The organism is Streptomyces thermolilacinus SPC6 (assembly GCF_000478605.2).
GTDB classification, from domain to species: Bacteria; Actinomycetota; Actinomycetes; order Streptomycetales; family Streptomycetaceae; genus Streptomyces; species Streptomyces thermolilacinus.
The window spans coordinates 2,781,407-2,795,500 of record NZ_ASHX02000001.1 but is presented as its reverse complement, the minus strand read 5'-3'; the positions used below and the strand labels follow the sequence as shown (position 1 = coordinate 2,795,500).

17 protein-coding genes and 1 pseudogene are annotated in these 14,094 nt (G+C 73.3%); 12 read left to right on the top strand and 6 right to left on the bottom strand.

Annotation, left to right across the window (positions count from 1 at the left end; genetic code table 11):
• Positions 1-75: 75 nt before the first annotated feature.
• Together J116_RS11870 and J116_RS11865 are read left to right on the top strand one after the other, a co-directional pair.
• On the top strand, positions 76-609 hold the full coding sequence (locus J116_RS11870; RefSeq protein WP_023587292.1) for a SigE family RNA polymerase sigma factor: 534 nt from the start codon (positions 76-78) through the stop codon (positions 607-609).
• A 49-nt stretch (positions 610-658) separates the two neighbouring features.
• The gene (locus J116_RS11865; RefSeq protein WP_023587291.1) at positions 659-1,960 is read left to right on the top strand and encodes a hypothetical protein; all 1,302 of its coding nucleotides are present in this window, start codon (positions 659-661) and stop codon (positions 1,958-1,960) included.
• 233 nt (positions 1,961-2,193) lie between these two features.
• Here J116_RS11865 and J116_RS11860 read toward each other — a convergent pair whose 3' ends face one another.
• Both J116_RS11860 and J116_RS11855 read right to left on the bottom strand, forming a co-directional pair.
• On the bottom strand, positions 2,194-3,861 hold the full coding sequence (locus J116_RS11860; RefSeq protein ID WP_023587290.1) for a bifunctional 3'-5' exonuclease/DNA polymerase: 1,668 nt from the start codon (positions 3,859-3,861) through the stop codon (positions 2,194-2,196).
• Between the two features lie 187 nt (positions 3,862-4,048).
• Positions 4,049-4,618 carry a sugar O-acetyltransferase gene (locus tag J116_RS11855; RefSeq protein ID WP_023587289.1) on the bottom strand — a complete coding sequence of 190 codons (570 nt, stop codon included), beginning with the start codon at positions 4,616-4,618 and terminating at the stop codon, positions 4,049-4,051.
• A gap of 167 nt (positions 4,619-4,785) precedes the next feature.
• On the opposite strand from J116_RS11855, the gene J116_RS29105 reads away from it, so the two are divergent.
• The 3 genes from J116_RS29105 (at position 4,786) to J116_RS11840 (ending at position 6,899) form a co-directional block, all read left to right on the top strand.
• Positions 4,786-4,977 (top strand): hypothetical protein, encoded by a 192-nt coding sequence (locus tag J116_RS29105; protein WP_028963954.1) that lies wholly within the window; start codon positions 4,786-4,788, stop codon positions 4,975-4,977.
• A gap of 45 nt (positions 4,978-5,022) precedes the next feature.
• Positions 5,023-6,210, top strand: a complete 1,188-nt coding sequence (locus J116_RS11845) for a DUF2786 domain-containing protein (protein ID WP_235617337.1) — start codon at positions 5,023-5,025, stop codon at positions 6,208-6,210.
• 218 nt (positions 6,211-6,428) lie between these two features.
• A complete protein-coding gene (locus J116_RS11840; protein WP_023587288.1) occupies positions 6,429-6,899 on the top strand; it encodes a HEAT repeat domain-containing protein in 471 nt (156 codons plus the stop codon).
• A gap of 135 nt (positions 6,900-7,034) precedes the next feature.
• On the opposite strand, the gene J116_RS11835 is transcribed toward J116_RS11840, so the two are convergent.
• From J116_RS11835 to rpmB, 3 genes are all read right to left on the bottom strand, one after another.
• Entirely contained in the window at positions 7,035-7,526 is a 492-nt protein-coding gene (locus J116_RS11835) for a hypothetical protein (protein ID WP_028963952.1), read from the bottom strand.
• Between the two features lie 61 nt (positions 7,527-7,587).
• Positions 7,588-7,893, bottom strand: a complete 306-nt coding sequence (gene rpsN, locus J116_RS11830) for a 30S ribosomal protein S14 (RefSeq protein WP_023587286.1) — start codon at positions 7,891-7,893, stop codon at positions 7,588-7,590.
• Positions 7,893-8,129, bottom strand: a complete 237-nt coding sequence (gene rpmB / locus J116_RS11825) for a 50S ribosomal protein L28 (protein WP_023587285.1) — start codon at positions 8,127-8,129, stop codon at positions 7,893-7,895. The genes rpsN and rpmB overlap by 1 nt, the downstream gene beginning before the upstream one ends.
• A 63-nt stretch (positions 8,130-8,192) precedes the next feature.
• Here rpmB and rpmG point away from each other — a divergent pair, with 63 nt between their 5' ends.
• From rpmG to J116_RS11800, 5 genes and pseudogenes are all read left to right on the top strand, one after another.
• Positions 8,193-8,357, top strand: coding sequence for a 50S ribosomal protein L33 (rpmG, locus tag J116_RS11820; protein ID WP_023587284.1), 165 nt, complete (start codon positions 8,193-8,195; stop codon positions 8,355-8,357).
• A gap of 5 nt (positions 8,358-8,362) precedes the next feature.
• A pseudogene (locus J116_RS11815) lies at positions 8,363-8,614 on the top strand (type B 50S ribosomal protein L31); the annotation flags it as partial.
• Between the two features lie 89 nt (positions 8,615-8,703).
• Entirely contained in the window at positions 8,704-9,843 is a 1,140-nt protein-coding gene (locus J116_RS11810) for a CobW family GTP-binding protein (protein WP_023587282.1), read from the top strand.
• Between the two features lie 3 nt (positions 9,844-9,846).
• Entirely contained in the window at positions 9,847-10,092 is a 246-nt protein-coding gene (gene rpsR / locus J116_RS11805; protein ID WP_023587281.1) for a 30S ribosomal protein S18, read from the top strand.
• A gap of 290 nt (positions 10,093-10,382) precedes the next feature.
• Positions 10,383-10,631, top strand: a complete 249-nt coding sequence (locus J116_RS11800; RefSeq protein ID WP_023587280.1) for a DUF397 domain-containing protein — start codon at positions 10,383-10,385, stop codon at positions 10,629-10,631.
• Between the two features lie 226 nt (positions 10,632-10,857).
• Here the strand turns inward: J116_RS11800 and J116_RS11795 are convergent, their stop codons facing one another.
• Positions 10,858-11,358, bottom strand: coding sequence for an ATP-binding protein (locus tag J116_RS11795; protein ID WP_028963951.1), 501 nt, complete (start codon positions 11,356-11,358; stop codon positions 10,858-10,860).
• Positions 11,359-11,647: 289 nt separating this feature from the next.
• Here J116_RS11795 and J116_RS11790 point away from each other — a divergent pair, with 289 nt between their 5' ends.
• Positions 11,648-12,532 carry a helix-turn-helix domain-containing protein gene (locus J116_RS11790; protein WP_051203479.1) on the top strand — a complete coding sequence of 295 codons (885 nt, stop codon included), beginning with the start codon at positions 11,648-11,650 and terminating at the stop codon, positions 12,530-12,532.
• A 79-nt stretch (positions 12,533-12,611) separates the two neighbouring features.
• Positions 12,612-14,069 (top strand): aldehyde dehydrogenase family protein, encoded by a 1,458-nt coding sequence (locus J116_RS11785; RefSeq protein ID WP_023587277.1) that lies wholly within the window; start codon positions 12,612-12,614, stop codon positions 14,067-14,069.
• Positions 14,070-14,094: the final 25 nt, after the last annotated feature.

The following is a 14,094-nucleotide window of genomic DNA, read 5'->3' as shown; positions in this document are numbered from 1 at the left end:
CGTACGGGGTGAAACATTCTCCGGCGCCCACCGCGTCAGTGGGGTGAACGACGACAGCGGTGCGAAGGGGAGGGCATGAGACGGTCCCGTACGGACGAGTTCCTGGAGTTCGCCGCCGGACGATCCGGGCACCTGTTCCGCTCGGCCTGCCTGCTCACCAGCGGCGACACCCACCTCGCCGAGGACCTGGTGCAGGAGACGCTCGGCCGGATGTACGCCCTGTGGGGACGCACCGGCCTGATCGGCCGCGCGGCACGGATCGACAACCCGGCGGCGTACGCCCAGACCGTTCTCGTCCGTGCCTTCCTGAGTCACCGGCGGCGCCGCTCGGCCGGGGAACGGCCGCTCGGCGAACTGCCCGACAGCGCGCACGCCCGCACGGCCGGGGACGACCCGGCGCTGCGGGTCGCGCTGCTCGACGCACTCGCCGAGCTGCCGCCCAAGGACCGGGCGGTCATCGTGCTGCGCTACTGGGAGGACCGCAGCATCGAGGAGACCGCCCAGGCCATGCAGGTGAGCTCCGCCGCCGTACGCACCCGGTCGGTGCGGGCACTGGCCCGGCTCCGGGAGCGGCTCGGCGGCGGCATCGCCGAGTACGCCGCCCGCTGACCCGTTCGTCGCACACTCACGTATTCCATGGACCGGAGTTGGTGATCGCATGCCTGCCGAAGACAACGACGAGCACTTCGAGGACGGTCTCACCGTCGCCCTGCGCCGCGCCGGCGACGGGTTCGAGGCGGACGACAGGGACGGTCTGGTGGCCGGAGGGCTGGTGCGCGGGCGGCGCCGCGTCGTGCGCCGCCGGGCCTGGACGGTGACCGGGAGCGTGCTGGCGCTCGCCGTGGTCGGCGTCGGCGGCGCGTACGCCACGGGTACGCTCGGCGGCGCGGTGGAGCAGGCGTCGGTCGCCGCGGCGCCGCCCGCTGTCGCGAGGAACCCCCTGGCGCCCCCGGTGGACCAGGACGCGCTGGTCGCGACATTCCGCCAGACGCTCCCGCCGGGCGGGCGGCTGACGGACGTCGTGGCGCGCGGCACCGGGGACCCGCTGGGGCCGATGCTGAGCGGCGTCTACGACGACGGCCAGGGCAAGGCGGCCGTCGGCGTCGGCTTCTTCCAGGCGCCCCCCGGCGACAAGGGCTTCTCCACGTGCCCGGACAAGGAGTCCGTCCCGTACGACGCCTGCACCGCCGAGGACGTGTCCGGCGGGCGACTGGTGATCCTCCAGGGCTACGAGTACCCGGACCGCCGCGAGGAGACGAAGAACTGGCGGGCCACCCTCCTCGCCGAGGACGGCCTGGTCGTGGACCTCAGCACTTGGAACGCCCCCGCCCAGAAGGGCGCGGCCGTCTCCCGCACCGACCCGCCGTTCGGCCCCGCCGAGCTGAAGCGCATCGTCACCCACACGGCGTGGGCGCCCGTCCTGGAGGCACTCCGGGTCCCGGCGGGGACGCCCTCGCCCGGCGCGTCGGCCTCCCCGGCGAAGCCCGCCAAGCCCGTGAAGCCGGACGCCGACGGTGCCGCACGGGCCGCATTCAACGGCGCGGCCGTGCGGCCCACGCTGCTGTCCCTGCTGCCCAAGGAGCTGACCGTGTCCGACAAGGGCGGCCAGGACGGGTACGCGTTCGCCGTCGTCGACGACGGCAAGGGCAAGAGCCTCATGCAGGTCAACGCGCAGCCCGACATGACGGGCGCCGAAGGCGAGCTGTTCCCGGACGGCACGTACGAGCTGCTGCCGGACGGCACCAAGGTCGTTGTACGGCAGCAGCCCGGCGAGAAGGGGGGCGAGGGCGTCGTCATGTGGACGGTGGACACGATCCGCCCCGGCGGTTACCGGGTCGTCGTGTCCGCGTTCAACACCGGCGACCAGGCCGCTCCCGCCACGCGCGCGGAACCGGCGTTCTCCATCGACGAGCTGAAGGCGATCGCGACCAGCGAGAAGTGGCTCAAGCTGAGGAAGTAGCTCCTCGCGGCGCCGGTTCGCCGGTCCGCACCGCCGGTCACGGGGCCGGCGGAGCGGACCGGCACGGCGCCGCGGGTCCGTGCCGGCCGTTCGCGCTGCCGGTCCTGGGTTCGGGGTTCGTGTCGGGGGTCCGGTCCTGTCCGCTCGACGGTCCGATCCGGTCCTTCGGTCGTGCCCGATCCGGCCTTGGGACTGGCGCGGTCCGGTCCTTCGGCCTGGACCGGGCAGCGCGGTCACTTCGCGTCGGAGTACCGCTCCACCACAGCCGTCGTGAACGGGAACCGCACCGGCGTGTCCCCGAAGGTGATCCGCCCGGCCAGGTCACCGGCCGCGCGGATCGCCGCCGCGACCGCCTCCGCCTCCCGCTCCGGACAGTGCACGATCACCTCGTCGTGCTGGAAGAACACCAGCTCGGCCCGCATCCCGGCGGTGGCCCGCCGCAGCGCGGCCAGCATCAGCAGCGCCCAGTCGGCGGCGCTGCCCTGCACCACGAAGTTCCGCGTGAACCGGCCCCGCGCGCGGGCGTCCGCGCCCGTACCGGCCGGAGCCCGCTCGTCGTCCTGCGGGATGCCCGCCTCCTCGGCCTCCCCGGCGCCCACCGCCCGCGGGCTCGTCCGGCCCAGCCACGTACGCACCAGGCGGCCCTCCTCGCCCGCGCGTGCCGCGTCGTCCACGTACGCCACCGCGCGCGGGAACCGTCGCCGCAGCGCCGCCAGGTTCTTCAGCCCGTCCCCGCTGGTCTGCCCGTAGATCGCGCCCAGCAGCGCCAGCTTGGCGTGGTCGCGGCTGCCCGAGAACGCCCGGTCCGACAGCCGCGCGTACAGGTCGCCGTCGTGCCCCGCGACCTCCATCAGCCCCGGGTCACGGGAGATCGCGGCCAGCACGCGCGGCTCCAGCTGGTCGGCGTCCGCGACGACGAGCCGCCAGCCGTCGTCGGCGACGACCGCCCGGCGGATGACCTTCGGGATCTGCAGCGCCCCGCCGCCGTTCGTCGTCCACCGCCCGCTGGCCGTGCCGCCCGGCACGTACTCGGGCCGGAAGCGGCCGTCGCGCACCCAGTCCTGGAGCCAGCTCCAGCCGTGCGCCGTCCAGATCCGGTACAGCGTCTTGTACGCGAGGAGCGGCTCGACCGCCGGGTGGTCCACCTTCGCCAGCTCCCAGCGGCGCGTGGACCTGATCCTGATCCCGGCCTCCGCGAACGCCCTCACCACGTCCGCGGGCAGGTCCGGCCGCACCGGCCGCCCGAACGCCGCCGACACCTCGGCCGCCAGCTCCGCCAGCCGCCGGGGCTCGCCGCCGCCCGCGTACCGCTCGCCGAGCAGCTCGCCCAGCACCGCGCGGTGCACGTCCGCCCGCCACGGCACGCCCGCCCGGTGCATCTCGGCGGCCACCAGCATCCCCGCCGACTCGGCCGCTGTCAGGAGCCGCATCCGGTCCGGGTGCGCGGTGGCGCCGTGCCTGCGCTGCTGCTCCGCGTACACCTCCAGCAGCGCCTCGAACGGCACATCCGGGCCTCCGGAGGCCGTGTCGAACAGCGGCGACTGCGCGCCCGGCTCGGCCGCCCGCTGGGGCCGGTCGGGCGGTACGGGACGGTCGTGCAGCCGCGCCCAGGCGGCCGCCGCCGACCGGGGCTCGCCGAGGCGCCCCTCGTGGCCGAGGAGGAGCTGTTCGGCGGCCTCGATGTCGTAGCACCGCTCCACGCGCACACCGGCGGCGAGGAGACGCGGATAGAGGCCGGCCGTGGACCGCCACACCCACCGGCCGGCCTCCGGCCGCGACCGCACCGCCGCCACCAGGTCGGGCTCGGTGACGACGGGCCCGGCGGGCATGCCGTCCCGGCCGAGGGGGACCAGCCTCGCCCCGCCCCCCTCGACGCCGTCCAGCAGCCACCGATCGCTCACGTCCGCGAGTCTCGCACCCGGCACTGACAGTGCCCCGGAGCCGGAGCCGGAGCCGGAGCCGGAGCCGGGGCCACGGCCGGGGCCGGGGCCCGAGCCCGCGCCGGGGGCGTACGGGCCGGGCGGTGGGTCAGGCCGCCGCGTGGAACAGGGGATCAGCGAGTACGGACCGTACGCGGCAAGGTGGTCCTCACGGTCTGAGCGGCCCGAGGGAGCGGACGACCCGCGCCGGGCTGCCGACGGCGAGGACGCCGGGCGGGAGGTCGCGGGTGACGACCGAACCGGCGCCGACCACCGTGTCGGCGCCGATCGTCACACCGGGGCAGACGATCACGCCGCCGCCGAGCCAGACGTTGTCGCCGATGGTGACCGGCGCGGCCCGCTCCCAGCCGGCCGGCCGCCGCTCGGCGTCCAGCTCGTGCGTCGGTGTCAGCAGCTGGACGTTCGGACCGATCTGCACGTCGGCGCCGATCGTGATGGGGGCGCAGTCCAGGAACACGGCGTTGAAGTTGACGAAGGTCCGGTCGCCGACGCTGATGTGGTAACCGAAATCGCAGTGGAACGGCGGCCTGATCCGCACGTCCTCGCCGACCGCGCCGAACAGCTCCCGCAGGAGGCGGGTCCGCTCAACGGGCGGGGCGGGCGGCAGGGCGTTGTACGCGGCGCACAGCGCCATCCGCCGCTCGGTGTCGGCGGCCAGCTCCGGGTCGTCCGGCAGGTACCACTCCCCGGCCAGCATCCGCTGCTTGTTCTCGCCCACGAATCGCTCCCTCCCCGCGCGTGGCGCCCGATATCGCAGGAGACCTACCCACCCGCGCGCGTGCACGTCCGCCGCCGGGCGTGGCGTCCGGCCCGGAGGCGCCCCCGGACGGCCGCACTGCGACCATGGTGGGAGTGGTGGCGGCGTACGGCGGAGGAGGCACTGTCATGTCCGTGGGGCACACGGAGGCGACCGGCGGGGCGGTGCCCGGCGGGCCGGGCCGTACGGGCGGGGCGGTGCCCGGCGGGCCGGGCCGTACGGGCGGGCGCGGCGTACGCGCCGCAGTGGACCGGTTCGGCGACACGCCGTACGACCTGCCCCGCCCCCGTCGTGCCCGTGACGACCGGCGGCAGCCGTGAACGCCCGCCGGGAAACGGGCGACAGCGGCGCGACCGGCGGCAGCCGTGAACGCCCGCCGGGAAACGGGCGACAGCGGCGGGGTGACCGTCGAGCGGGCCCTCGGGGCCGCCCTGTACGCGGACGGCACCGCCGCCCTCGACACCGCCGCCTCGCTGCTCGCCGCCGACCCCTCCGCCGACGCGGAGCTGGCGCGGCGCGGCGAGGAGCTGCTGCGGCGGGCCTGGGCGCGCGGCTGGCAGCCCGCCGACGTGGCGCGGCTCGTCCGCCGGGACATGGAGCCGCACCACGTACGGCTCGTGTCCGCGCTGCTCGCCGCCGAGTCCGCCGGGTACGCGCACCTGCCGCCGCGCTGGCGGGACCAGCTCGCCGCGCTCGACGCCGAGCCGTGGCGGGCCGACCGGTTCTCGTACGCGACGGCCGTACTGGAGCTGTACCGCCTGCTGGCCCGGCTGCCCGCCCTGGAGCCGGTCGCGCCGCCGCCGGGCACCGCCCCGCTGACGGCGCCGGTCGAGGGCGAGCCGCGCATGCTGGCCCGCATCCGCGCCCTCCTGGCGAAGGCGGAGGCCACGGACTACCCGGAGGAGGCGGAGGCGCTCACCGCGAAGGCCCAGGAGCTGATGGCCCGCCACAGCCTGGACGAGGCCGCCCTCGCCGCCCGCGCGCACGGCGGGCCCGCCGCGGACGAGCCCGCTGCGGCACGGATCGGTGTGGAGCCCCCGTACGAGACGGCGAAGGCGATCCTGCTGGACGCGGTCGCGGGCGCGAACCGCTGCCGGGCGGTGTGGAACGAGGAGTTCGCCTTCTCCACGGTCGTCGGCTACGAGGCGGACCTGGAGGCGGTGGAGCTGCTGTACACCTCGCTGCTGGTGCAGGGGCAGACCGCGATGGCGAGGGCGGAGGCGGCGCAGCGGGCGGGTGGCCGCAAGCGCACGAAGACGTTCCGCCAGTCGTTCCTGCTGGCGTACGCGCAGCGGCTCGGCGACCGCCTGTCGGCCACGTCCCGCCGGGTCACCGCGGAGGAGCCGGCACTGCTGCCGGTCCTTGCGGCACGGGACGTCGCGGTGACCGTCCGTACGGACCGGATGTTCCCGGGCGCCACGACGACCCGCGTGCGGGGCGCGACGGACCGGGAGGGCTGGGACCACGGCAGGGCCGCCGCAGACCGCGCCGACACGGGCCGGACCCCGCACCGCGCCGTACGGGGCCGCGACGCGGGCGGCCGGACGGCGTAACGGGCGGCAGCGGCACCCGCGCGCCGCACGGCCTCAGCAGCCCCGTGCGGTCGTCGGCGCGACATGGCCGGGCCAGGGCGCCGGGCCCAGAAGCCAGGCTCGAAGGCGAAGAGCAGCCGCAGGGCCGGGCGCTGAAAGGAACGCAAGCCCCGGCCCACCACCCTGACCTCGTCCGTTATCACTGAGACAAGGCGGCGACCGTCTCCTAGGCTCGGGCTGTGGACGGATACCGGGGTCTGACGGCATTGATCGAATCGGCCTGGGAGCAGCTGAACAGCTCCGACGTGGACTGCCGGGACCTCAGCCTCGAAGTCGTCTGCGACGTCCTGGAGACGGGCCGTCTGACACAGATCGATGCCGAGCGGACCGTCGAGCGCCTCGTCACCGTCGCGCTCTCCGACGAGGGCTACGCAGTGCGGGAGTCCGCGCTGAACGCGGTCTCCACGGCCTCCACGCACTACGAGCTTCCCTACCGGGTGGTGGAGCCGCTTGCCGTCGGGGCGGACGGCTTCGAACCCTTGCTCCTCACCTACGTCCTGGGCATCCTCGGCTCCACTCATGACCAGGCCGCCCTGCCGCTGGTCGAGCGGTTCCTCGACCACCCCCACGCCGAGGTGAACAGGGAGGCGTCGCAGGCGGTGACAGAACTGCGCTGGTACCGGGAGTCAGCCCAGAGGGAGACGGCGTAACTCCCGGGCTCAGCGGATCAGCGGCTCGGTGGCGCGGTCACCGGGGCAACTGCAACGGCCTCGGCAGCGCCCCGGTGCCGTGTGGGCAGCCGGGGCGCTTCGGCCAGGCACGTAAGGCCGTACAGCGGAGGGGCGTTACGACTGCGGCGGCAGGGACGGGAGTGCCGGGACGGACGGCAGGTTCGTCGGCAGGCCGCTGACGTCCAGCTTGGACAGCGAGTCCGTCTTGCCGGAGTCCCACGCGACGACCAGCCGCTTGCCGTCGGCCGAGCGGACCGTGCCCGACACGCGGTCGGTGTTGCCGTCCTTGCAGGTGAGGGCGAGCGCCAGGGCGTCGCCCTCCTTCGCTGTGCCCTGGCAGACGTGGGCATCGCTGATGACCACGGTCTGACCGCCCTCGCTGATGGTCAGCGTCACCGACTTGTCGTCCGTCTTGCCCAGCCAGGTGCCCACGGCGTCGGCGAGCGTCACGCCGTCGGCGCCCTGCGGGTCCTTCGCGGACGGGGCGGCCGAACCGCCCTTGTCGCCCGGCTCAGCGCTCTTGTCGTTCGAGCCGCAGGCGCTCAGCGCGACGGCCGAGACCAGCACCGCGGCGCCGGCCGCGCTCTTCCGTACCAGCTTCCGCACGATCAAGTCCCCCTTGTCGTTTGATCAGACCGCGCAAAGCTATCAGCGCGGGCGCGCTGCCCTACCAGGACGACTTGCGCACGCCGGGCAGATAGCCGGCGTGCGCCTGCTCCCGCAGCCGCACCCGAGAGATACCGAACTTCCGCAGATGGCCGCGGGGCCGGCCGTCCACGGCGTCCCGGTTGCGGACCCGCGTGGGGCTGGCGTCACGCGGCTGGCGGCGCAACTCCGCCTGCGCGGCGAGGCGTTCCGCCTCAGGGGTGGACGGGCGGCGGATCAGCTCCTTGAGCTCGGCGCGGCGGGCGGCGTACCGCTCCACCACGACCCTGCGCTGCTCGTTGCGCGCGATCTTGCTCTTCTTGGCCATCAGACCTTCCCTCCCCGCGCGCGGATGCGGGCGACGGCGGCCTCGACGCCGATCACGTCCACGGTCTTGATGGCGCGGGCGCTGAGCGTGAGCCGCACATAGCGGCCCTCGCTGGGCAGCCAGTAGCGCTTGCGCTGGATGTTGGGGTCGAAACGGCGGGAGGTGCGCCGGTGGGAGTGCGAGATGCGGTTGCCGAAGCCCGGCTGGGCGCCGGTCAGCTGGCAGTGGGCGGACAAGGGTGACCTGCCTCTCGTGGGACGCGCTTGGTAATGGAAACCATTTCCATTTACTGTACCCCCATGGCCCGCGACGAACTACGCCCGATCATCAAGCTCCGGTCCACCGCCGGAACCGGCTACACCTACGTGACCCGCAAGAACCGCCGGAACGACCCCGACCGCCTGACCCTGCGCAAGTACGACCCGGTCATCGGCCGGCACGTCGACTTCCGAGAGGAGCGCTGACCGCCGTGCAGCCCGGAATCCACCCCGCGTACGAACCCGTCGTCTTCCGTGACAAGGCCGGCGGCTTCGCCTTCCTGACCCGTTCCACGATGACCAGCGACAAGACGGTCGAGTGGGAGGACGGCAACACCTACCCCGTCGTCGATGTCGAGATCTCCTCGGCGAGCCACCCCTTCTACACCGGGCAGGCGCGCGTCCTCGACACGGCGGGGCGTGTGGAGCGCTTCGAGCGCCGTTACGGCACCCGGGGCGCCCGCGCAGGTGAGGGCACCCGCGCTCCCGGAGCCGGCCGCACACAGGCCGGTGACGCACAGGCCGGCGGCGCCGGGCGGCGCGAGGTCCGCTGATGCCGTCCGTCCCCCTCTCCGTCGCGCTGGTCGGCGGGCTCCACTCCGACGCCCGCCGCGCCACCGTGGACCGGCTCCTCGCGTCCGTGCCGGGCAGCGTGGCGCTCCACCACGACCTGTCCACCGCCGCCGGGCGCGGCACGGTCGTCCGGACGGTCCGCGACGCGACCGGCGTCCTGTCCACCGGCGAGACGCCGCTCGTCAACGACTGCGCCTGCTGCGCGCTGCGCGAGGACCTGGTGCCCGAGCTGGAGCGGCTCGCCGACGCCGGTCTGACCCGGCTCGCCGTCGTGGAGCTGTGGGACTCGGTCGAGCCCAAGGCGATGGCCGAGGTGGTGGCCGCCGCCGGACTCGACCTGACCGGTGTCGTCACCGCCGTGGACCCGGCGCTGGTCCTCCCGTACCTGGGCAACGGCGACGACCTGGCCGACGCCGGGCTCGCGGCCGCCGCCACCGACCGCCGCACCATCGCCGACACCTGGGCCCGCCAGCTGGAGTACGCGCCCGTGCTCGCCGTGCTGGACAGCCCGGAGGCCGACGACGAGGACCGCGCGCTGCTCGCCCAGCTCCACCCGACCGCCCGCCGCGTCGCCGTACCGGACGGGGACCTGGCCGCGGCCGTACTCGCCGGGTTCGACGTGGAGGCCGCGGCCGCCGCCCAGCACCCGGCGTGCGCGCTGCTCCCGCAGGAGGCGGACGCGGCGGGTGTGGGCACGTACGTCTGGCGCGCCCGGCGGCCCTTCCATCCCGGGCGGCTGTACGCGGCGTTGGAGGACCTGACCTGCGCCGCCGCCCGCAGCCGGGGGCGCTTCTGGCTCGCCGACCGCCCCGACACGCTGCTGGCCTGGGACGCGGCGGGCGGGGCCCTGTGCGTGGAGAGCGCGGGCCCGTGGCTGGCCGCGCTGCCGGACGCCGCCTGGGAGATGGTCCCGCCGGTACGCCGTGCCGCCGCCGCGCTCGACTGGGACCCGGAGCTCGGCGACCGGTGCCAGCACCTGGTCTTCACCTCGCCCGGCCTGGACCGGGAGGGGCTCGCCGAGCTGCTCGGCTCCTGCCTGCTCACCGACGCGGAGTACGCCGCGGGCCGTACGGTCTGGCAGCGGCTCGCGTCCGACTTCGACACCCTCCTGGAGGTCTGACCCATGTCCCCGCGCCGCGCCGCCGACCGCAAGCCGCCGAAGGCCCGCCCCAACCCGCTGGACCGGGCCGGGATCACGTACATCGACTACAAGGACACCGACCTGCTGCGGAAGTTCATCTCCGACCGGGGCAAGATCCGCAGCCGCAGGGTGACCCGGGTCTCGGCCCAGCAGCAGCGGCAGCTGGCCAGGGCGGTCAAGAACGCCCGCGAGATGGCCCTGCTGCCGTACGCGTCATCGTCCCGCTGAAGTCACGCCGCCCGGCCTGAAGGGGGCTTTCCGGCGCTTCGCTCGCGAGGGGCCGGCCCGGCCGCAAAGGGGCTCTCCCGCGCTTCACGCGCGCGGGGAGCCCCTTTTCGCATCCCGGCGAAAAACGAGGGAGCCTCCGCGGCCCGGCGCGCGTCTCAGTAGTCGGAGGGACACCCCGCGTGCACGTGCATCTGCTCATGCATACGCAGGTGAACGCAGCTATGATCCCGGATAGTTGACACCTGCAACATCACTCACTCATGTAACTCATGTGACTCGGGGAGCGTCCTGTGCACCACGTGTTGAACGTGTACAACGGCATGGCGGCCACGGAGCTTCACGGGGTCGTCTGGCAGAAGAGTCGGCACAGCAACTCGCAGGGCTCGTGCGTCGAATTCGCCAAGCTGCCCGGGGGAGAGGTCGCGGTGCGCAACTCGCGGTTCCCCGACGGGCCCGCCCTGGTCTACACGCCCGCCGAGATCGAGGCGTTGCTGCTGGGTGTCAAGGACGGGGAGTTCGACCACCTCGTCGGCGGCTGACCCCCGGCCACCCGCACGTGACGCCACGAGAGCCGTGCCGGCGCGGGGCGGCGCCAGAGCCGCGCCCGCGCACGATGACACCAGAGCCGTGCCCGCGCACGACGGCGTATCCGCCCCGCCCCGTCCCGGCACGGAAAAAGGGGCTCCGCGAGCGGAGCCCCTTTTCATCGGCTGCGAGTCCCCCGTGGCCCCGGGCCGACGTCTCTTCCGGTGTGCGCGTACCGGACTACGGATGGTCGGCGAGCCGGAACAGCGCCCACACGACCTTCCCGTGCAGCGCGCCCGCCAGCGGGTGCCACCCCCAGCTGTCGCTGAACGACTCGACCAGGAACAGCCCGCGCCCCGACTCGGCGGCGAAGTCCTCCCCCGCCGCACGCGCGGTCGGCGTGTCCGGGCTGGGGTCGCGCACCGCGCACACGAGGCGGCCCGCCCAGCGCATCAGGTGCAGCCGTACGGGCGGGTCGAGCGGGTGGTCGCGCGGGGTGTCGGCCGGGAGCGCGTGCCGCAGCGCGTTGGTGACGAGCTCGGAGACGACGAGCGCCACGTCGTCGAACCGCTCGCCGATGTTCCACTGCGTGAGCGTGGTGCTGGTGAACTGGCGTGCCCCGCGCACCGCTTCGTACCGGGCGGGCAGGGCGCACGAGGCCGAACTCGACACGGACGCGGCGTCGATCGGAGGAAGCCCCTGCCTTAACGGCTCGAGCATGGTCGATCCATTCGTCCCCATGCGAGGCACTCCCCGGATTCGCGGCTGTGGTGCTACAACACGAACGACTACGCAGGTGCGCGGGGACCATGGTTCCGAAAGGAAGGGGCAGATGCAAGGGCAGATGCACGTGCACGCGCCCGAGGTGTCCCGGCCCGTGACGGTTCTTGGCCATATCTTCCCCGGGTCGCTTCGGCGGCGGTGGCCGAACCGTTCGCCGTTCTGTAATCGTTCGCGTACGGGATGAAGCGTTTTGGTGGCAGAATCCGCTTCCTCGGGGCTCGGGGGTGCTCCGTCGTACACATCAGCGATGGGGAGGGTTGGAGACGTGACCGCGACTGAATCAGGCGGTTCCGTGGTGCGGCGCATCCTGCTGGGCTCACAACTGAGGAGGCTGCGCGAATCGCGCGGCATCACCAGGGAGGCCGCCGGCTACTCGATCCGGGCGTCCGAATCCAAGATCAGCCGGCTGGAGTTGGGAAGGGTGAGCTTCAAGGCGCGGGACGTGGAGGATCTGCTCACGCTCTACGGAGTGACCGACGAACAGGAGCGCGAGGCGCTGCTGGGCCTCGTGCGGGAGGCCAACCTCGCCGGCTGGTGGCACAGTTACGGCGATGTGCTGCCCGGGTGGTTCCAGACGTACATCGGCCTCGAGGGCGCCGCCTCGCTGATCCGCATCTACGAGGTGCAGTTCGTGCACGGGCTGCTCCAGACCGAGGCGTACGCCCACGCGGTCGTGTCGCGCGGGACGTGTCCCACCGCGTCGGCCGCCGAGATCGACCGACGCGTGGCGCTGCGCCTGGAGCGGCAGAAGGTCCTCGTGTCCGAGCGCGCCCCGCGATTTCACGCCGTTCTCGACGAGGCCGCGCTGCGCCGCCCGTACGGCGACCGGACCGTCATGCGGGAGCAGTTGAAGCACCTGATCGAGATGTCGGAGCGGCCCAACATCACCCTCCAGGTGATGCCGTTCAGCTTCGGCGGGCACTCCGGGGAGAGCGGTGCCTTCACCATGCTGCGGTTTCCCGAGTCCGACCTCTCCGACATCGTCTATCTGGAGCAGCTGACGGGCGCGCTGTACATCGACAAGCGCGACGAGGTCGCCCAGTACGAGAGCGCCATGGAGCGGCTTCATGAGGAGAGCCCGGGCCCGGAGGAAAGTCGGGATCTGCTCAGGGGGCTCCTTCAACTCATCTGAGGCGTAAGTAGGATGACGTTCCGTCAGTGACTGCCCGAGCGTGGCTCCGCGGGGCCACACGGCCTTCCGAAGGGATGCCATGTCCTACTTCAGAGATCTGGCCCTGCAGTACATCGATGGTGAGTGGCGGGCCGGTGGCGGCTCGTGGGACATCATCGACTTCAACCCGTACAACGAGGAGAAGCTCGCCTCCATAACGGTCGCCACCGTCGACGAGGTGGACCAGGCGTACCGCGCCGCCGAGCGGGCGCAGCCCGGGTGGGCCGCGACCAACCCGTACAAGCGGCGCGGTGTCTTCGAGCGGGCCCTGCGGATCATCGAGGACCGCGAGCCCGAGCTGATCGAGGTGATCGTCGCGGAGCTCGGCGGCACGCGCGGCAAGGCGGCCTTCGAGCTGCACCTCGCGCGGGAGTTCATGCGCGAGGCGATCCACCTCTCGCTGCGGCCCGAGGGCCGGATCCTCCCGTCGCCCATCGACGGCAAGGAGAACCGGCTGTACCGGCTGCCGGTCGGCGTCGTCGGTGTGATCAGCCCGTTCAACTTCCCGTTCCTGCTGTCGCTGAAGTCCGTCGCCCCGGCGCTGGCGCTCGGCAACGCGGTGGTGCTCAAGCCGCACCAGAACACCCCGATCCTCGGCGGCACCATGGTGGCCAAGGTCTTCGAGGACGCGGGCCTGCCGCCGGGCGTCCTCAACGTCGTCGTCACCGACATCGCCGAGATCGGCGACGCGCTGCTCGAGCACCCCGTGCCGCGGGTGATCTCCTTCACCGGCTCCGACCGCGTCGGCCAGCACGTCGCCACGGTGTGCGCCAAGCACTTCAAGCGGGCCGTACTGGAGTGCGGCGGCAACAGCGCGCTGGTCGTCCTGGACGACGCGGACCTCGACTACGCCGTGGACGCGGCCGTGTTCAGCCGCTTCATCCACCAGGGCCAGGCCTGCATGGCCGCCAACCGCCTGCTGGTCGACCGGTCCGTCGTGGACGAGTTCACCGAGAAGTTCGTCGCGAAGGTGCGGACCCTGAAGACGGGCGACCCGTCCGAGCCCGAGACCCACGTCGGTCCGCTGATCAACTCCTCGCAGGTCGAGTCGGTCATGGCCGCCGTCCAGCAGACCGTCGCGGCCGGCGCCACCGTGCTGACCGGCGGCACCTCCGAGGGCAACATCGTCGTACCGACCGTCCTGACGGACATCCCGGCCGACGCCGCGGTCCTCGGCCAGGAGATCTTCGGCCCGGTCGCGCTGATCATCCCGTTCGACGGGGAGGAGGAGGCGCTCCGCATCGCCAACGACACCCCGTACGGCCTGAGCGGCGGCGTCCACACCGGCGACATCGAGCGCGGCGTGCGGTTCGCCCAGCGCGTCCACACGGGCATGATCCACGTCAACGACGGCATCATCCACGACGAGCCGATCGTCCCCTTCGGCGGCGAGAAGCACTCCGGCGTCGGGCGGCTCAACGGGGACGCGACCGTCGAGGCGTTCACCACCCAGAAGTGGATCTCCGTCCAGCACGGGCGCAGCACCTTCCCGATCTGACGGTACGCACCTCTCCGGACCCGCC